Annotated in this window: 22 protein-coding genes; 15 read left to right on the top strand and 7 right to left on the bottom strand. The window is 50.4% G+C overall.

What is annotated here, in order from left to right; genetic code table 11:
- The first annotated feature begins 1 nt into the window (after position 1).
- From C3D30_RS11740 to pduV, 14 genes are read left to right on the top strand one after another with little or no spacing between them, the layout of a single operon-like run.
- On the top strand, positions 2 to 1834 hold the full coding sequence (locus C3D30_RS11740) for a diol dehydratase reactivase subunit alpha (RefSeq protein ID WP_105286909.1): 1833 nt from the start codon (positions 2 to 4) through the stop codon (positions 1832 to 1834).
- A complete protein-coding gene (locus tag C3D30_RS11735; RefSeq protein WP_000444011.1) occupies positions 1824 to 2174 on the top strand; it encodes a glycerol dehydratase reactivase beta/small subunit family protein in 351 nt (116 codons plus the stop codon). Before C3D30_RS11740 ends, C3D30_RS11735 begins: the two co-directional genes overlap by 11 nt.
- 19 nt (positions 2175 to 2193) lie before the next feature.
- Positions 2194 to 2469 carry a propanediol utilization microcompartment protein PduJ gene (gene pduJ / locus C3D30_RS11730; RefSeq protein WP_001057752.1) on the top strand — a complete coding sequence of 92 codons (276 nt, stop codon included), beginning with the start codon at positions 2194 to 2196 and terminating at the stop codon, positions 2467 to 2469.
- On the top strand, positions 2466 to 2915 hold the full coding sequence (locus C3D30_RS11725; RefSeq protein WP_123058223.1) for a BMC domain-containing protein: 450 nt from the start codon (positions 2466 to 2468) through the stop codon (positions 2913 to 2915). Before pduJ ends, C3D30_RS11725 begins: the two co-directional genes overlap by 4 nt.
- Before the next feature lie 2 nt (positions 2916 to 2917).
- Entirely contained in the window at positions 2918 to 3550 is a 633-nt protein-coding gene (locus C3D30_RS11720) for a phosphate propanoyltransferase (protein ID WP_000361048.1), read from the top strand.
- Positions 3547 to 4038 (top strand): microcompartment protein PduM, encoded by a 492-nt coding sequence (pduM, locus tag C3D30_RS11715; protein WP_001017045.1) that lies wholly within the window; start codon positions 3547 to 3549, stop codon positions 4036 to 4038. The genes C3D30_RS11720 and pduM overlap by 4 nt, the downstream gene beginning before the upstream one ends.
- Positions 4039 to 4041: 3 nt before the next feature.
- Positions 4042 to 4317, top strand: coding sequence for a EutN/CcmL family microcompartment protein (locus C3D30_RS11710; protein ID WP_000549832.1), 276 nt, complete (start codon positions 4042 to 4044; stop codon positions 4315 to 4317).
- An 11-nt stretch (positions 4318 to 4328) separates the two neighbouring features.
- On the top strand, positions 4329 to 5336 hold the full coding sequence (gene pduO / locus C3D30_RS11705; RefSeq protein ID WP_105286908.1) for a two-domain cob(I)yrinic acid a,c-diamide adenosyltransferase PduO: 1008 nt from the start codon (positions 4329 to 4331) through the stop codon (positions 5334 to 5336).
- Positions 5333 to 6718 (top strand): CoA-acylating propionaldehyde dehydrogenase PduP, encoded by a 1386-nt coding sequence (gene pduP / locus C3D30_RS11700; protein ID WP_105286907.1) that lies wholly within the window; start codon positions 5333 to 5335, stop codon positions 6716 to 6718. Before pduO ends, pduP begins: the two co-directional genes overlap by 4 nt.
- A 10-nt stretch (positions 6719 to 6728) precedes the next feature.
- On the top strand, positions 6729 to 7841 hold the full coding sequence (locus C3D30_RS11695) for a 1-propanol dehydrogenase PduQ (protein WP_105286906.1): 1113 nt from the start codon (positions 6729 to 6731) through the stop codon (positions 7839 to 7841).
- The gene (locus C3D30_RS11690; protein WP_021550975.1) at positions 7838 to 9181 is read left to right on the top strand and encodes a 4Fe-4S dicluster domain-containing protein; all 1344 of its coding nucleotides are present in this window, start codon (positions 7838 to 7840) and stop codon (positions 9179 to 9181) included. Before C3D30_RS11695 ends, C3D30_RS11690 begins: the two co-directional genes overlap by 4 nt.
- 2 nt (positions 9182 to 9183) lie before the next feature.
- Positions 9184 to 9738, top strand: coding sequence for a propanediol utilization microcompartment protein PduT (gene pduT / locus C3D30_RS11685; RefSeq protein ID WP_105286905.1), 555 nt, complete (start codon positions 9184 to 9186; stop codon positions 9736 to 9738).
- Positions 9738 to 10088, top strand: a complete 351-nt coding sequence (gene pduU, locus C3D30_RS11680) for a propanediol utilization microcompartment protein PduU (protein WP_000209216.1) — start codon at positions 9738 to 9740, stop codon at positions 10086 to 10088. Before pduT ends, pduU begins: the two co-directional genes overlap by 1 nt.
- 4 nt (positions 10089 to 10092) lie before the next feature.
- The gene (pduV, locus tag C3D30_RS11675) at positions 10093 to 10536 is read left to right on the top strand and encodes a EutP/PduV family microcompartment system protein (protein WP_105286904.1); all 444 of its coding nucleotides are present in this window, start codon (positions 10093 to 10095) and stop codon (positions 10534 to 10536) included.
- Positions 10537 to 10637: 101 nt separating this feature from the next.
- Here pduV and C3D30_RS11670 read toward each other — a convergent pair whose 3' ends face one another.
- The 4 genes from C3D30_RS11670 to dacD form a co-directional block, all read right to left on the bottom strand.
- Positions 10638 to 10967 (bottom strand): DUF496 family protein, encoded by a 330-nt coding sequence (locus C3D30_RS11670; RefSeq protein ID WP_000450409.1) that lies wholly within the window; start codon positions 10965 to 10967, stop codon positions 10638 to 10640.
- A gap of 171 nt (positions 10968 to 11138) precedes the next feature.
- Positions 11139 to 12197: an FUSC family protein gene (locus C3D30_RS11665; protein WP_001200846.1), complete on the bottom strand. Its 1059-nt coding sequence runs from the start codon at positions 12195 to 12197 to the stop codon at positions 11139 to 11141.
- 207 nt (positions 12198 to 12404) lie between these two features.
- Positions 12405 to 12878 (bottom strand): DNA gyrase inhibitor SbmC, encoded by a 474-nt coding sequence (gene sbmC / locus C3D30_RS11660; RefSeq protein ID WP_001105400.1) that lies wholly within the window; start codon positions 12876 to 12878, stop codon positions 12405 to 12407.
- Between the two features lie 119 nt (positions 12879 to 12997).
- Complete coding sequence (gene dacD / locus C3D30_RS11655; RefSeq protein WP_010348818.1) at positions 12998 to 14164, bottom strand: serine-type D-Ala-D-Ala carboxypeptidase DacD; 1167 nt, start codon at positions 14162 to 14164, stop codon at positions 12998 to 13000.
- 209 nt (positions 14165 to 14373) lie between these two features.
- On the opposite strand from dacD, the gene sbcB reads away from it, so the two are divergent.
- Positions 14374 to 15801: an exodeoxyribonuclease I gene (gene sbcB / locus C3D30_RS11650; RefSeq protein WP_105286903.1), complete on the top strand. Its 1428-nt coding sequence runs from the start codon at positions 14374 to 14376 to the stop codon at positions 15799 to 15801.
- Between the two features lie 73 nt (positions 15802 to 15874).
- Here sbcB and plaP read toward each other — a convergent pair whose 3' ends face one another.
- From plaP to C3D30_RS11635, 3 genes are all read right to left on the bottom strand, one after another.
- Positions 15875 to 17233, bottom strand: coding sequence for a putrescine/proton symporter PlaP (gene plaP, locus C3D30_RS11645; RefSeq protein WP_000019197.1), 1359 nt, complete (start codon positions 17231 to 17233; stop codon positions 15875 to 15877).
- Positions 17223 to 17285 carry a membrane protein YoeI gene (yoeI, locus tag C3D30_RS11640; RefSeq protein ID WP_010723108.1) on the bottom strand — a complete coding sequence of 21 codons (63 nt, stop codon included), beginning with the start codon at positions 17283 to 17285 and terminating at the stop codon, positions 17223 to 17225. Before yoeI ends, plaP begins: the two co-directional genes overlap by 11 nt.
- Before the next feature lie 214 nt (positions 17286 to 17499).
- The gene (locus C3D30_RS11635; RefSeq protein ID WP_105285094.1) at positions 17500 to 18429 is read right to left on the bottom strand and encodes a LysR substrate-binding domain-containing protein; all 930 of its coding nucleotides are present in this window, start codon (positions 18427 to 18429) and stop codon (positions 17500 to 17502) included.
- Positions 18430 to 18470 lie beyond the last annotated feature (41 nt).

Below are 18470 nucleotides of genomic sequence, written 5' to 3'. Positions count from 1 at the left end.
TATGCGATATATAGCAGGCATTGATATCGGCAACTCATCCACAGAGGTTGCGCTGGCAACGCTCAATGCGTCTGGCGAAATGTCGTTCGTGAGCAGCGCCCTGGCAGAAACCACCGGAATCAAAGGTACGTTGCGTAACGTACATGGCATTCAGGAGGCGCTCGCCCAGGCAACGAGAAAAGTCGGCATCAATGTCAGCGATATTTCGCTTATTCGTATCAACGAAGCAACCCCGGTCATTGGCGATGTGGCGATGGAAACCATTACGGAAACCATTATCACTGAATCAACCATGATCGGTCACAACCCGAAAACTCCAGGCGGAGTGGGGCTGGGTGTAGGGCTCACAATCACTCCGCAAGAGTTATTAACACGCCCGGCGGACACACCTTACATTCTGGTGGTGTCATCGGCATTTGATTTTGCCGATATCGCGAAGATGATAAACGCCTCCGTGCGTGCCGGATATCAGCTGACTGGCGTTATTCTGCAACGCGACGATGGCGTACTGGTCAGTAACCGACTGGAAATCCCTTTACCCATTGTTGATGAAGTCCTCTACATCGATCGTATTCCGCTCGGCATGTTAGCTGCTATTGAAGTCGCCGTTCCCGGGAAAGTTATCGAAACCCTGTCTAACCCATATGGGATTGCCACCGTTTTCGCCCTCAATGCTGAAGAGACTAAAAATATTGTTCCAGTCGCACGGGCGCTAATCGGCAACCGTTCAGCAGTGGTCGTGAAAACACCTTCTGGCGACGTTAAAGCCCGTTCGATACCCGCCGGAAATATCGAATTGCTTTCTGCCGGGCGCACAATTCGGGTTGATGTTGCTGCCGGGGCCGATGCCATTATGAAAGCGGTCGGTGAATGCCCAAAACTGGAAAATGTGACGGGCGAACCGGGCACCAACATCGGCGGAATGCTGGAACATGTTCGCCAGACCATGGCGGAGCTGACCAATAAACCCAGCAACGAAATTTTTATTCAGGATTTATTGGCGATAGATACATCAGTTCCCGTCAGCGTAACCGGTGGTCTGGCAGGCGAATTTTCACTGGAACAGGCAGTGGGTATCGCCTCTATGGTGAAATCCGACCGTCTGCAAATGGCGATGATTGCCAGTGAAATTAAGCAAAAACTGCACGTTGATGTTCAGGTCGGAGGCGCAGAAGCAGAGGCAGCCATTCAGGGAGCCTTAACTACCCCAGGAACCATGCGTCCCTTAGCCATTCTGGACTTAGGCGCAGGTTCTACCGATGCCTCCATCATCAATCAAAAAGGGGAAATGATTGCCACTCACCTTGCGGGAGCGGGCGACATGGTGACGATGATTATTGCCAGGGAACTGGGCTTAAATGATCGCTATCTGGCAGAAGAGATCAAAAAACACCCACTAGCAAAAGTTGAAAGTCTGTTCCACTTACGCCACGAAGACGGCAACGTTCAGTTCTTCCCTACCCCACTATCCCCCCAGGTATTTGCCCGTGTTTGTGTGGTGAAACCAGACGAACTGGTGCCCATTCCCGGTGATATAACGCTGGAAAAAGTGCGAACCATTCGTCGCAGTGCAAAAGAGCGGGTCTTCGTAACAAATGCCCTGCGCGCACTACGTCAGGTAAGTCCTGGTGGAAATATTCGCGACATTCCGTTCGTCGTACTGGTGGGCGGCTCTTCACTGGATTTCGAAGTCCCGCAGTTAGTCACCGATGCGTTGGCACATTATCGACTGGTCGCCGGGCGGGGGAATATCCGTGGTAGCGAGGGGCCGCGCAATGCGGTAGCTACCGGGCTACTCATCTCCTGGCACAAGGAGTCGGTTCATGGAAAGTAAAGAACGTGCACCAGCCATTGTCGTCATAGTAATCGGTGACTGTATCAGTACATGGAATGAGGTGCTTCTTGGCATTGAAGAGGAAGGTATTCCCTTTCGCATTCAACACATTCCATCAGGTGAAATCATCGATAGCGCCTGGCAGGCTGCTCGCCAGTCTCCCCTGTTGGTTGGCATAGCCTGTGACCGGGAAAAACTGATTGTGCATTACAAAAACTTACCGGCATCAGCGCCACTGTTTACGCTGATGCATCAACAAGATAACCATACCCGGCGCAGCACCGGCAATAACGCAGCCCGGCTGGTCAAAGGGATTCCCTTCAAGGAATACCACTCATAATCCACAGGAGAAACACCGTATGAATAACGCACTGGGACTGGTTGAAACAAAAGGGTTAGTCGGCGCGATTGAAGCCGCAGACGCCATGGTTAAATCCGCCAACGTACAACTGGTCGGCTATGAAAAGATTGGTTCAGGTCTGATCACAGTGATGGTGCGCGGCGATGTTGGCGCAGTAAAAGCCGCCGTTGACGCGGGGAGCGCCGCCGCAAGCGCCGTTGGCGAAGTGAAGTCCTGCCATGTCATCCCTCGGCCGCACAGCGATGTTGAGGCCATTTTACCAAAATCTGCATAACCCCATTCGCTAAGGAGCACAGCGTGAAGCAATCACTGGGATTACTTGAAGTCAGTGGTCTGGCACTCGCCATCAGTTGCGCGGATGTTATGGCAAAAGCCGCGTCCATCACGCTGGTTGGCCTTGAGAAGACCAATGGCTCAGGCTGGACGGTTATCAAAATCACCGGTGACGTCGCCTCGGTTAATGCTGCGATCGAGACGGGTGCCAGTTTCGCAGGGCAGAGAAATGGCCTTGTCGCGCACAAAGTGATTGCCCGTCCAGGCGAGGGAATACTGTCCCGCACAACAGAAGCACTGAATGTAAGGGTTGAAGCAAGCGAAACACCAGCAGCAACAGTCACCTCAGAAAGTATCAGTTGTAATTTGTGTCTTGATCCGGCGTGTCAACGGCAAAAAGGTGAGCCACGTTCACTTTGCCTCCACTCCGATAAGCGAGAGGAGTAACAATGGACAAACAAACCTTGCAAGAAACAGTGAGCCAGGTTCTGGATGAGATGCGCGAACGCCCTATCCCTCTGGGCGTCTCCAGTCGTCATATTCACCTTTCAACTGCGGATTATGTACGCCTTTTTCCTGAACAACCGATCAGCGAGAAAAAGCCGTTATTGCAACCAGGTCAGTTCGCTGCTGAACAAGTTGTTACGCTGGTGGGACCAAAAGGCAAATTGCACAACGTTCGCTTGTTGGGACCACTACGCAATGCAAGCCAGGTGGAAATTTCCCGGACTGATGCCAGAACGTTGGGGATCACCGCTCCGCTACGCATGTCAGGCGATCTCAACGGCACACCGGGGATTCGTCTGATAAGTCCGTTTGCAGAGCTGGAAATCGCTTCTGGCGTTATTGTCGCGCAACGGCATATTCATATGTCTCCGCTCGATGCCCTGATTTATGGCGTTACGCAAGGCGATAAAGTGGCGGTCGCCATTGAAGGTGATGAGCGACGACTGATATTTGATAACGTCGCTGTTCGCGTCTCACCGGATATGCGTCTTGAAATGCATATTGATACCGACGAAGCCAACGCTGCAGGCGCTGATAATCCTGACGTTTTTGCCATGCTGGTGTCGCTGCCATGAATCATGTGCTGATGCAACGCATTGTTGACGAAGTGATTTTTCGCCTGAAACAACGTGCGGAAAAGACACTCACGCTCACCGTTTCGCAACTGCGAGAAGCCAGCGTTCACAAGATAGTTCATCAGTATGCATCGTTACAAATTCGATATGTCGATCTGCCGTTGTTGCGACAGCTTGCGGAGAACAATACGTCAGACGAGGCAGTAATCCACCTTCACGAGGCGTTAGCATGGGGAATGCACATTCAATTATCGTTGCAGCATCATTTCCTGAACGCCATCAAGTTGAAAACTCTCGCCCGTCTACCGCTAACCTGGTGCGACGAACAAGGAAAACCAATCCACCTTCATCGTGGTCGACTTTTAAGTTATGCCGACGTAGCACCGTTATGCGCGGGGATACTGGTACTACAGCGGAAATGTTGTGTGACCGCACTTGCGCGTGACGCGGCAATTACCCGAAACATTCAGTTAATCAGGCAGGAGTAACTCATGCATCTGGCTCGAGTCACCGGCACGGTGGTATCCACGCAAAAATCACCTTCTCTTATCGGGAAAAAACTGCTGTTGGTTCGCCGGGTCAGTGCTGACGGCGAATTGCCTCTCACACCGTTAACCGGCGACGAAGTTGCCGTTGATTCAGTCGGCGCAGGCGTTGGTGAACTGGTACTCCTCAGCAGCGGCTCCAGCGCCAGACATGTTTTTTCCGGCCCCAACGAAGCCATTGATCTGGCAGTGGTCGGCATTGTCGATACGCTTTCACGCTAAGGACTTTAACGATGGCGATTTATACCCGAACAGGTGATTCAGGAAGTACATCTCTATTTACCGGACAGCGTGTCAGTAAAACTCATCGACGTGTCGAAGCCTATGGCACGCTGGATGAACTGAACGCGACGCTCAGTCTGTGTTATTGCGCCACCTCCATCGAAAGCCATCGCATCTTACTGGAAGCCATTCAGCAACAAATATTTTGGTTTAGCGCCGAACTCGCCAGTGAAAGCGAACAGCCGTCAGCGCAGCAGCGTTACATCGGTACAGAAGAAATTGCCACGCTGGAAAAAGCGATCGATAGCGCAATGAACGCTGTCCCTCCAGTTCACAGCTTCATTTTGCCTGGTCGTTGTGAAGCCGCGAGCCGTATGCATGTCGCCCGCACGGTGACCCGGCGGGCTGAAAGACGTCTGGTTGAACTGACAACGGAAACCACCGTCCGCCATGTTTTGTTGCACTATATCAACCGACTTTCCGATTGCCTGTATGCCCTCGCCCGCGTGGAAGACAACGTTGCTCATCAAAACCTGATGATTCAGGAAATCACAAAACGTTATCACGAAGCCAACCACACTCCAGCATTAAAGGAACGCACGATGTCGCTCACTTGTCAGGATCTTCACCAGCTCATTCGTAGTGCGGCAATACGCGCGGATGAACTACATATTCCCGTTGTCATCAGCATTGTTGATGCCAACGGGACAGAAAGTGTTACCTGGCGGATGCCCGATGCCCTGCTGGTCAGCAGTGAACTGGCACCGAAAAAAGCCTGGACCGCCGTGGCGATGAAAACGGCAACACACAAACTTGCTGACGCCGTACAACCCGGAGCGCCGCTTTACGGACTCGAAAGCCATATGCAAGGCAAAGTCGTCACTTTTGGTGGCGGTTTTCCCCTCTGGCGTGACGGAATATTGCTCGGGGGGCTTGGCATCAGCGGTGGTAGCGTTGAACAAGACATGGATATTGCCCAAACCGCAATGGCAGCAATTAACGCAGGAGCAAACCTATGAATCCCACTGAATTAGAAGCGATTATCCGCAATATCCTGCGCGAACAACTGATGCCCAGTGCGTCGCAAATGCAAAGAAATGGGATTTTCCAGACTGTCGATGAGGCCGTCTGCGCGGCACACCTGGCCTTTTTGCGCTTTCAACAGTGTCCGCTTAAAACCCGCAGCGCCATTATCAGCGCCATTCGCGAAGAATTAACGCCCCGCCTTACCGAACTGGCAGAAGAAAGCGCCAGCGAAACGGGAATGGGAAATAAAGAAGATAAGTATCTGAAAAACAAAGCGGCACTTGGTAACACGCCAGGAATTGAAGATTTAACCACCACTGCACTAACCGGTGATGGAGGCATGGTTTTATTTGAATACTCTCCATTTGGTGTTATTGGCTCGGTCACGCCGAGTACCAATCCCACGGAAACCGTCATTAATAACAGCATCAGCATGTTGGCAGCAGGCAATAGCGTCTACTTCAGTCCTCATCCGGGAGCCAAAAACGTATCGCTGAAACTCATTGCCATAATCGAAGACATCGCGTTTCGCTGTAGTGGCATTCATAACCTGATCGTTACCGTATCTGAACCGACCTTTGCAGCCACCGAACAGATGATGGCGCACCCTAAAATCAGCGTTCTGGCGATTACCGGCGGTCCGGGTATCGTCGCAATGGGGATGAAAAGTGGCAAGAAAGTGATTGGTGCCGGTGCGGGTAACCCGCCGTGTATTGTCGATGAAACGGCGGATATTGTGAAAGCCGCCGAAGACATCATCAACGGCGCGTCTTTTGATTACAACCTGCCGTGTATCGCTGAAAAAAGCCTGATTGTCGTGGCGTCAGTGGCAGAGTATTTAATTCAACAGATGCAAAGTTTTGGCGCCCTTCTTCTTAACCAGGAGCAAACTGAAAAATTGCGCGCCGTTTGTCTGCCCGACGGCGTCGCCAATAAAAAACTGGTTGGCAAAAGTCCATGCCATCTTCTGGAAGCGGCTGGAATTCCTCTACCGCAGAAAACGCCACGATTACTGATTGCCGTTGTTGACGCCGATGATAACTGGGTTACCTGTGAACAACTGATGCCGATGCTACCCATTGTGAAAGTCAACGATTTTGACAGCGCCCTCACCCTGGCGCTGAAAGTCGAAGACGGTTTGCACCACACGGCAATTATGCACTCGCAGAACGTCTCACGACTCAACCTTGCTGCGCGCGTTATGCAAACCTCAATCTTTGTCAAAAACGGTCCCTCCTGGGCTGGTATTGGCGTTGGCGGCGAAGGCTTTACGACCTTCACCATTGCTACACCGACCGGAGAAGGGACAACGTCAGCACGGACTTTTGCCCGCTCACGACGCTGCGTGTTAACCAGTGGCTTTTCCATTCGCTAGAGAAACGGAAATGAATACTTTTTCACTGCAGACGCGTTTATACAGTGGTTTGGGAAGTCTCAAAGTCCTTAGCCGTTTCACCAATAAGCACATCTGGATTATTTGCGATGCCTTCCTGGCAAGTTCGCCATTGATTGACACGTTGCGTCAGTCGCTGCCTGATAGCAACCGCATCAGTATTTTTAGCGAAATAACGCCCGATCCAACGATCCAGACCGTGGTAAAAGGCATTGCACAAATGCAGACTTTACGCCCGGATGTAGTTATCGGTTTTGGCGGCGGCTCTGCACTGGACGCCGCAAAAGCGATTGTCTGGTTTAGTCGCCAGTGTGCTATTGAGATTGAAACCTGCGTTGCTATTCCCACCACCAGCGGCACCGGTTCGGAAGTGACCAGCGCCTGTGTCATCAGCGATCCCGATAAAGGGATTAAATATCCTCTTTTCGATAATGCGCTTTATCCGGATATAGCGGTCCTCGATCCCTCGCTGGTCGTCAGTGTGCCAGCCGCGATAACTGCCAATACCGGAATGGATGTTTTAACCCATGCCCTTGAAGCTTATGTTTCTCCCCGTGCCAGTGACTTCACGGATGCACTGGCCGAAAAAGCAGTGCAAATTGTTTTTCAATACCTGCCCACGGCAGTGAATAAAGGCGATTGTCTTGCCACTCGCGGCAAAATGCACAATGCCTCGACGCTTGCAGGAATGGCCTTTAGCCAGGCCGGACTGGGGTTAAATCATGCAATTGCCCATCAACTCGGCGGGCAGTTTCATCTGCCACACGGCCTGGCGAATGCACTCCTGCTCACGACGGTTATTCGTTTTAATGCTGGCGATCCGCGTGCTGCCAAACGCTATGCCCGGCTGGCGAAAACGTGTCATTTATGCCCGGACAATGCCAATGACACTGCCAGCCTGAATGCACTTATTCAACATATTGAACAGCTAAAAAAAGCCTGTTCAATGCCGACTCTCGCCAAGGCACTGAAAGAAAAAAAAGCAGAATGGTCATCACGTATTCCAGATATGGTTCGGGCTACGCTGGCGGATGCCACACTGCGTACCAATCCACGAGCGGCTGATGCCATCGTTATAGCAGAACTGCTTGAGGAGTTGTTATGAACGGCGAGTTAATGTCCTTTGACGAACAGACGATCCGCGAGCGAGTACAGGCAGCAGGCGTCGTGGGTGCTGGTGGCGCAGGCTTTCCAACACATATTAAGCTGCAGGCGCAGGTTGACACTTTCCTGGTGAATGCGGCGGAATGCGAACCAATGTTGAAAGTAGATCAACAGTTAATGGCACAGCAAGCCAGCCGCCTGCTTCGCGGTGTTCACTATGCGATGAAAGCCACCGGAGCCAGTAGCGGAATTATCGCGCTGAAAGAGAAGTATCAACCAGCAATAAACGCACTCACATCATTGCTTCCGACGGATATCCGCCTGCATATTTTGCCCGACGTTTACCCCGCAGGAGACGAAGTGCTGACCATCTGGATGGCAACAGGTCGCCGCGTTCCTCCCGCTGCGTTACCCGTTAGCGTCGGTGTGGTGGTCAATAATGTGCAAACCGTACTGAATATTGCCAGAGCCGTTGAACAACAGTATCCGGTGACGCGACGCACGCTTACTGTTAATGGTGCAGTGGCTAAACCAATAACAGTGACCGTTCCCATCGGGATGTCTTTACGCGAAGTACTGGCGCTGGCAGGCGGCGCAACAGTGGATAATCCTGGTTTTATCAATGGCGGTCCGATGATGGGTAGTTTGATCACATCGCTCGACACGCCAGTCAGCAAAACCACTGGCGGCTTGCTGGTTTTACCCAATTCTCATTCACTCATCCAACGTCGAATGCAGGATGACCGTAGCGTACTTGCCGTCGCGAAAACCGTTTGTGAGCAATGCCGCTTATGTACCGATCTCTGCCCACGTCATTTAATTGGTCACGAACTGTCGCCACATTTGTTAGTACGTGCGGTTAACTATCAACAGCTCGCTACGCCGCAACTGTTACTGACAGCTCTCACCTGTTCGGAATGCAACGTCTGTGCCAGCGTCGCCTGTCCGGTAGGTATTTCGCCGATGCGCATAAACCGCCTGCTTAAGCAGGAATTACGCGCCAAAAATCTCCGCTACGAAGGCGCCTTAAATCCTGAGGATGTCATGGCAAATTATCGGCTGATCCCAGTAAAACGGCTGGTAACCAGACTGGGATTAACCCCGTGGTATCAGGATGCGCCATTGTCTGAACAGGTGCCTCAGCCTGAAAAAGTGACACTATTGTTACGCCAGCATATCGGTGCCAGCGCAATTGCGTGTGTACAAAAAGGCGATCGCGTCGTTCGTGGGCAATGTGTAGGCCAAATTCCACACGGCACATTAGGTGCCCCCATTCATGCCAGTATTGATGGCACGATCAGTGATGTCACAGAAAACGCTATTACGGTTGTGAGAGGTTAACCATGTCGAAAGCGGTAGGTATTTTAGAACTTAGCAGTATCGCGAAAGGGATGGAAACCGGCGATGCCATGCTGAAAAGCGCCAATGTTGAGTTACTGGTCGGCAAAACGCTATGCCCCGGAAAATTTCTGCTGATGCTCGGTGGCGATGTCGGTGCGGTGCAACAGGCTATCAACAGCGGCGCTTCCCTTGCAGGTGAAATGCTGGTCGACAGTCTGATCCTCCCTAATATTCATCCCAGTATACTTCCCGCAATCAGCGGACTGAACCATGTTGAACAGCGTCAGGCTGTCGGTGTGGTCGAAACCTGGAGTGTGGCAGCCTGCATTGATGCTGCCGATTGCGCTGTTAAAGCTGCGAATGTCACTCTCGTTCGCGTGCATATGGCTTTTGGCATTGGGGGTAAATGCTACATGGTGGTTGCTGGCGATATTTCAGATGTTAATAACGCGGTCTCTGTCGCCAGCGAGCGCGCAGGTGAAAAAGGGTTGCTGGTCTATCGCTCGGTGATTGCCCGTCCGCATGAAGCCATGTGGCGTCAGATGGTGGAGGGATAATGACAACTCTGCACACGACTGAACGGATGATTCAGGAATATGTCCCTGGTAAGCAGGTCACGCTGGCACATGTCATTGCTAATCCAGGGAAGGATCTGTTTAAGAAATTAGGTTTACCAGATACCGTTTCCGCCATTGGCATTCTGACGATTACCCCCAGCGAAGCGTCTATTATCGCGTGCGATATCGCTACAAAGTCAGGAGCAGTAGAAATTGGTTTTCTTGATCGTTTCACTGGTGCCGTAGTACTGACTGGCGATGTTTCAGCTATCGAATATGCACTTAATCAGGTTACCCGCACGCTGGGTGAAATGATGCACTTTACCGCCTGCCCCATTACACGGACCTGACGTAATGCAACGTATGATGCTTATCGGTCCCAGTCAGTGCGGAAAAACGTCACTCACGCAATGTCTGCGCGGAGAAGATCTTCAGTATCAGAAAACGCAGGCAATCGTCTGGTCACCGGCCACTATTGACACACCAGGTGAATACCTCGAAAACCGCAGCCTTTACAGCGCACTGCTGGTCAGCACCTGCGAAGCGGACATTATCGCGCTGGTGCTAAATGCGGACGCACCGTGGTCACCTTTTTCGCCAGGTTTTACCATGTCAATGAATCGCCCGGTCATTGGGATAGTAACCAAAGCGGATTTAGCCAGCGTGGCACAACTATCTTTGGTGAAATGTTGGTTACGGGAAGCTGGAGCGCGCAACGTGTTAGTGACCAGTGCGGTTAATAACATCGGTGTTGCAGAACTTTTTGCCTTGCTGCATACAGAAGAAGGCTGTCGCTAATTTCGATATGTTATCAGATGGGAATGATGACTTTTGATACACAGAAAAGAGTCAATGAATAATGAGGGTTGCCGGGCAACCCTCATCAAATAAAGCTGAAATTACTTTGCTTCGCCGTTTTTCATTTCACCCATAGCTTTCAGCTTTTTAGAGATATCGCGGCGTTCTTTGGAAAGCTCTGCATTTTTGATGATGTAATCGTCAACGCGATCTTCATAGTCACCTTTCATGCTGGCGATGATGCCCTGGATTGCTTCTACGCTCATACCAGGCTTAATGTAATCGCTCAGGTTGTCCAGCAGCAGGACACGCTTCTGGTTGTCACGGATCTTTTTCTCAACGTCCTGGATTTCACGTTGCAGTTTGTTCTTACGGCGGAACAGACGAACAAATTCCAGTACGTCCTGGAATGAAGGCTTGGTAGTTTCCATTTTTATACCCCTGATAATGTGAGAGTCGGATTCGTTTAAGCAACCGCTATTCGTTAGGGCCAACATTACTCATAGCTGCCGCAGATGACAATGCTTTTATCCCTTTTCATTATCATACCCTTTATCCTTGCTGAATCGAAGCAGCTGCAAGATGATTCTGAAGTTCAGGAATTATTTGCGCAAGGCCCGACAAATCAGATTCGATAGCAACTCAAGTTGATGTGCCGTTTCCATGTTCAGCCACACATAGCCATAAATCGGTGTTTCCACGACCTTCAGCTCATGGTGGTTATCGAGCAACTGGCGCAACTCTTCCACAGCATCGTTCAATTTTTCCGTATTGGCAAAAACCGGCTGAGGATTACCTTCGTACAGCGCATGAACAAGGCTCAGCACTATTTGCTGCATCATATGCTGTGTATCACGCAGTTTTTGCGCGTTCAATAACACGAAATGGCTGGGGCGCGTGGCCCAGTAAGCATTGATTTGCAGCTCCAGCATACAAACCAGATTACGGTTAATAGTCTGGATACCTTCATATATCGATTTTGGAATACGGGTTTCTTTGCTGGCAGGCGCAATCAGCCCACGCATTTTCACGGCATCGGTCAGGAGTTTTTGCAGATGGCTTTCCAGACGTGGGCGTTCAAGTAAGTTCGGTGAGAATGCAGATTGATAGACCCGATTATACTCGGTCAGACTTTTCGCCAGTTGAATGCGCCAGTGGATGAACGCCCGTTGCGGCCAGATACCGGTAAACAGCATTGCCAGTAAAGAGCCGAGGATCACATCGCCACTTCGCCATAACGCCGTATCAATTTCACCTGTTGGGGAACCAACAACAATTGCCAGCGTCACACCAATCAATAAGCCTTGATACGGTTTCTTGCCGAGTGCCAGCCAGCCACAAAGAAACATGGCAGCCGCGCACCAGACTAACATCAGCGGTAAAGAGATTAACTCCAGTCGCAGAGCAATAAGACCTAAAATTGAGCCAAACACCGTACCGCCAATACGTTCAAACGCACGAGGGACGACGTTACCCCAGAAAGAAATTGGTCCCATGATCACTACCATAGTGACCAACGGCCAGGTGCTTTCCGGGATAGTAAACAGGCGAATGATGAGAAAGGTGAGCAAGAACGCCAGCGCAACCCGAGTACCATGAACAATGCGGTAATGACGGTAGACTTGAATTTCGAACGGGCTTAAGGACTTATCGGCACGCACGCGGGCACTCCGTGAAAGAGGGAAAAAACGATCATAATGCAATCTGACAAACCAGGTGCAATAACGCCATGTAACAACTCTGTCCGGCAAACCGGGAATAGCGGACGTTCCCGGTTTGGTTGTCAGAAAACTGAAGACGGATCTTACTCTTTTACATAACGAAAAACAGCGTGGCAATCAGGTTAACCTCTGACCCGACGTCATTTATCAGCGCCGTTTTGGCTGCACCGCGACATACATTTCGATATCCCAATAACCATCTTGCGCGCCATTGTTCAGATAAACCTCAAAGCAGGGCTTTGGTAACATTTCGTAAGCACTGTCCTGCAAGAGGCTGTTAAAGAACTGATACCAGGGTTTCGCAAAATCATCACCCACTACGCGAGCTACCGCCACCGCATACTGACCACCCGAAATTTCTGTCAGGATGACGCCCTCACTGTTTTCGGGAAGTGTGAAATTATCTGCCACCGAAACTACGGTGTCACAACGTAACTTTTCGGCAGGTGTTTCATCTGGATTATCGTAATAGACCGCCACCCACTCCTTCGGAACAATATTTTTGTTATCAACCCACATCATCAACTGCTCAAAACCTTGCTTTACTGTTTGTTCCCACGGGCCAACGAGATGGAAACCTGCAACGGTACGTTTATCTTCCTGCTTAATCTCGTAGTTCATGACGCCTCCACTTATACTGGTTTTATATACAGTATGCTTTGTAATATAAAAACCACAAGGAATGAGTGTTGATTATGCGAGCAGACTCGCACTCCTGCCAGTCTGCGGCGTAAGAAAGGTCAGGCTTTATGCTCGAAATAATCACTCAGCCGGGAAAACACACCGCCTTTCCCGACAGATTCCAGGGTGACCAACGGCCAGTGCGCCACCTGTTTATCGCGGTCATAAAGTTCAATTTCCCCTACCCGCTTATGGGCGCTAATTGGCGCGGTCAGTTCTTTACCATCAAGGGTATATTTTGCTTTGATATTAGGAATCTCCGCTTTTGGCAGCACCATCCAGAACTCTTGTTCCGTTCCCAGAGCGATGTTTTCTTTATCGCCATACCAGATTCGTTCTGTGCCAACCTTTTTCCCCCTGTGCAAAATTTGCACCGTAGTAAAGTTCTGTTGCCCCCAACGCAGCAGCTTCCTTGCTTCTTCTTCGCGACCTTTTGCACTGTCAGCCCCCATCACCACCGCAATGAGACGACGCTGACCATCCACCGCCGAAGCAATGAGATTAAACCCGGCACCGGAAGTATGTCCGGTTTTCAGGCCGTCAACATTCATGGTTTTATCCCACAATAATCCGTTACGGTTTTGCTGGGTGATACCGTTCCAGGTGAGGCTTTTTTCGCTGTACATATGATAAAACTCAGGCTCGCCGTGGATGATAGCGCGAGAAAGCACGGCTAAATCATAGGCCGAACTGTGCTGACCGGGTGCATCCAGACCATGCACTGTTTCAAAATGCGTATCCTGAAGATGCAACTTCTCAGCATAATTGTTCATCATATCGACAAACTGCCGTTGCCCACCGGCAATATAATCAGCCAGTGCAACACAAGCGTCATTTCCGGAGTCCACAATTAAACCACGGCTTAAATCACGTACCGATACGCGATCGCCCTCTTTCAAAAACATCAGTGAAGACCCGACAAATACCGGATTATCTTTCGCCCACGCATCGCGTCCTACAGTGACAATATCGTCTGGCGTAATGCGATGGCTATCGATTGCACGATCAACAACATAGCCAGTCATCAGCTTAGTCAGGCTGGCAGGATTGCGTTGTTGATGCTCATTACCCGCCGTGAGGATCTGACCGGTTGTGTAATCCATCAAGACCCATGACCCTGCATGAATCTCTGGAGGCTGGGGTGAAAAGGGAATATTTTCCGCCGCAAAACCAGACGATAAATTAAAAACGAACAAAGAAGCAGCAATAATAAGACGGCGTTTCAACAGCAAATCCTCAGGAGTTTCAAATAGCAGTTCTTTTTACGGAAATCCTGATGAACTGGCTGGAATAAAGTGCAAGAAAATGTGACAGTTATCTCATTTTTAATCTGACATTATCAGTTGCCACTCTCTGCCAAATTGTCGCTCTAAAGCTGATTAGCACGGTGATATTTGATACTCTGACACACAGCAGAAATAACGGATTTAACCTAATGATGAATGACGGTAAGCAACAATCTACCTTTTTGTTTCACGATTATGAAACCTTTGGCACGCACCCTGCGTTAGATCGCCCTGCGCAGTTCGCTGCCATTCGCACCGATAGCGAATTCAATATCATCAGCGAACCAGAGGTTTTTTATTGCAAGCCTGCGGATGATTATTTACCCCAGCCAGGAGCAGTATTAATCACTGGTATTACCCCGCAGGAAGCGCGGGCGAAAGGAGAAAACGAAGCCGCGTTTGCCGCTCGCATTCATTCGCTTTTTACCGTCCCGAAGACCTGTATTCTGGGCTACAACAATGTACGTTTCGATGACGAAGTCACACGCAACGTTTTTTATCGTAATTTCTACGATCCCTACGCCTGGAGTTGGCAGCATGATAACTCTCGCTGGGATCTGCTGGACGTCATGCGTGCCTGTTATGCCCTGCGTCCTGAGGGGATTAACTGGCCTGAAAATGATGACGGTCTACCGAGTTTTCGCCTTGAACATTTAACCAAAGCGAATGGTATTGAACATAGCAACGCCCACGATGCGATGGCCGATGTGTACGCCACTATTGCGATGGCGAAACTGGTGAAAACGCGTCAGCCACGCCTGTTTGATTATCTCTACAGCCATCGCAACAAGCACAAATTGATGGCGTTGATTGATGTGCCACAGATGAAACCACTGGTACACGTTTCCGGTATGTTTGGTGCATGGCGCGGCAATACCAGTTGGGTTGCGCCGCTGGCATGGCATCCTGAAAATCGTAATGCCGTGATTATGGTGGATTTAGCAGGAGATATTTCGCCATTACTGGAACTGGATAGCGACACGCTGCGCGAGCGCCTGTATACCGCGAAAGCCGATCTGGGCGATAACGCCGCCGTTCCGGTTAAGCTGGTGCATATTAATAAATGTCCGGTATTAGCACAGGCGAATACGCTTCGCCCGGAAGATGCCGATCGGCTGGGCATTAATCGCCAGCATTGTCTCGATAACCTGAAAATTCTGCGTGAAAATCCGCAAGTGCGTGAAAAAGTGGTGGCGATCTTTGCTGAAGCCGAACCATTTACGCCTTCAGATAACGTGGATGCCCAGCTTTATAACGGCTTTTTCAGCGACGCCGATCGTGCAGCAATGAAAATTGTACTGGAAACCAAGCCGCGTAATTTACCAGCACTGGATATCACCTTTGTCGATAAACGCATTGAGAAACTGTTGTTCAATTATCGTGCGCGTAACTTCCCAGGAACGCTGGACTACGCCGAACAGCAACGCTGGCTGGAGCACCGTCGCCAGGTCTTCACGCCAGAGTTTTTGCAAGATTATGCTGATGAATTGCAAATGCTGGCACAACAATATGCCGATGATAAAGAGAAAGTGTCGCTGTTAAAGGCGCTTTGGCAGTACGCGGAAGAGATCGTCTGAAAAGAAAAAACCGGAGCGATAAACTCCGGTTTTTTGTAACTAACCGGATGATTATGTCATCCGGCTTGTAAGATTATGCAACGTCTTCGTACTGCGGAACCGGGTTGCGGAAGCTCTTCGTCACGCAAGCCAGGTAAATCAGACCGATTGCCGCCCAGATCAGCCCCAGAACCATTGAGCTTTCTTCCAGGTTAACCCACAGCGCACCTACAGTCAGAGCACCACACATCGGCAGGAACAGATACTGGAAGTGATCTTTCAGCGTTTTGTTACGCTTCTCACGGATCCAGAACTGCGAAATGACCGACAGGTTAACGAAGGTAAATGCTACCAGCGCACCAAAGTTAATCAGCGCCGTTGCCATTACCAGGTCAAAGTTGATTGCCAGCAGAGCAATCGCGCCAACCAGGATAATGTTCATCGCCGGGGTACGCCATTTCGGGTGTACATAACCGAAGAAGCTTTTCGGGAACACGCCGTCACGACCCATTACGTACATCAGACGCGCTACGCCTGCGTGCGCCGCCATACCGGACGCCAGTACGGTAATGGTGGAGAAGATCAGCGCGCCAACCTGGAACGCTTTACCCGCAACGTACAGCATGATTTCAGGCTGTGACGCATCCGGATCTTTAAAGCGAGAGATATCCGGGAAGTACAGCTGCAGGAAGTAAGTTGCAAAGATGAAGATCATGCCGCCGATCAGCGCGGTCAGGAAAATCGCTCGCGGGATCACGCGCTCTGCATCTTTGGTTTCTTCCGACAGATTGCTGATGCCGTCAAAACCTGTAAAGGAGAAGCACAGGATCGTCGCACCGGTAATCATTGGGATAACATGCGCATCGCCAGACCAGAACGGACGGGTGCTCGCCAGCGTACCAGCGCCTTCACCTTCAAATACGCCGTAAACTACCATGCCCAGAATCACCGCGATCAGCACAACCTGCAACACTACGATTACCGTGTTGAAGTTCGCTACGGATTTCAGACTACGCAGGTTAAAGGCGGTCATAAAGGCCACCAGCGCCACCACAAACATCCACGATGGGATGGAAGGCACCAGGGCTTCAAAATAGATTTTCGCCAACAGAATGTTGATCATCGGCGCGAACAAATAGTCGAGCAGAGAAGACCAACCCACCATAAAGCCAACGGTCGGGCTAATGGATTTCTGGGCGTAAGTGTATGCAGAGCCAGCAGAAGGATAGCGGCGAACCAGCTTCCCGTAGCTCAGAGCCGTAAACAGGATCGCAATTAATGCGAACGCATAGGCTGTCGGCACATGACCATCCGTGAGGCCTGAAACGATACCAAAAGTATCAAACAGCGTCATCGGCTGCATATAGGCAAGACCCATCATTACAACCGGAACTAACGTAAGCGTTTTACGCAATTCCACGCGAGAGGTGTTTGGAGTAACGTTATGCGACATGGTCATTCTCCTTTACGGTGATAACCGTCGCGTAAGCAAAAAATTGCCCCATTTTTTTGGATTCCTCAGCGACAACAACTGTCGATTTTTAGTAAATATCTATCCGGTACGAAGCCCGGCCTCTTGGTATGAATGATTGGTTTGAAGCAAAAAATAACCGACGCGGATAAAACGTCGGTTTTTAGTCATTTTTTGACAGCGGCGCATTGTGCCTAAATGGGGGGTAAATGACAAGAGAATGAGAGGCTTGTCATAAAATTTTTTATTTAAATGGCTGATTTTCCGTCATCAGATTTTGCATAAACTCCAGCAATCGCACTATTTGCTAAAATCTCATCCCGCCACCATGCGCTGGCAAGCCCTGCGGTCTGTTCGTTCCAGCCAATCCAGACCGGTTCAAAAAGAGTCTGGGCGACCACTTTCTTTTCAATTAACGCGCCACTATCGAGAAAACGTTGCGCCAGATAGCGGGGTAAATAGCCACAACCAAGACCGCTGATTTGTAGCTCCAGCTTGGTTTTAAAATCGAATACGGTTATGGCTTCTTGTTCGTCGAGTATTTGCGAGGCTGTGGACGCGGCTGCCTGTGCCGTGTCGCCTACCACTATTGCCCGGTATCGTTTAATAATTCGTCGGTTTAACGGTTCTTCTTCCAGTGCTAAAGGATGATGCGGTGCCACAGCGAAAACTTGCTCCAGATCACCCAGACGAGAAAAGCCAAACTCACTGGAAGACGGTGGTTCATGCATCGCGCCGACAATAATATCCGCCCTCCCCTGGGTCAGCGCCTCCCAGGAACCACCGAGCACGCCATTGATAAACTTCAGGCGCGTCACGCTGTGATGTTGATAAAAGATTTCAATGAGCGGCGCAAGCAGAGAAAAAGGGAAAGTGTCGTCTACTCCAATCACCAGCTCGTTTTCCCAGCCTTCATGAAGTTTGATCGCCTGTTTTTCCAGTTCATGAACAGTGTGGAGTATTTCTCGCCCTTTCTCTAATAGCATTTTTCCGGTACGGGTGAATTTAGCGCGGTGTCCGCTACGATCGAGTAATTGAATATTAAGGTCGCTTTCCAGCTTGTGAACGGTATAACTCAGAGCGGACGGCGTCTTATAGAGTTTGGCCGACGCCGCCGCAAAACTGCCTTCCTTTTCTAAGGCATCAAGGATCATCAACACATCCAGCAGTGGTTTCATACACGCCCCCTTGCAGTGTATGCGGCGTCCTGCTGGCGTGA

Source organism: Escherichia sp. MOD1-EC5433 (assembly GCF_002966005.1).
Classification (GTDB): domain Bacteria; phylum Pseudomonadota; class Gammaproteobacteria; order Enterobacterales; family Enterobacteriaceae; genus Escherichia; species Escherichia ruysiae.
Note: the sequence above shows the minus strand (reverse complement) of the source record. Positions and strands in the feature narration are given on the sequence as shown.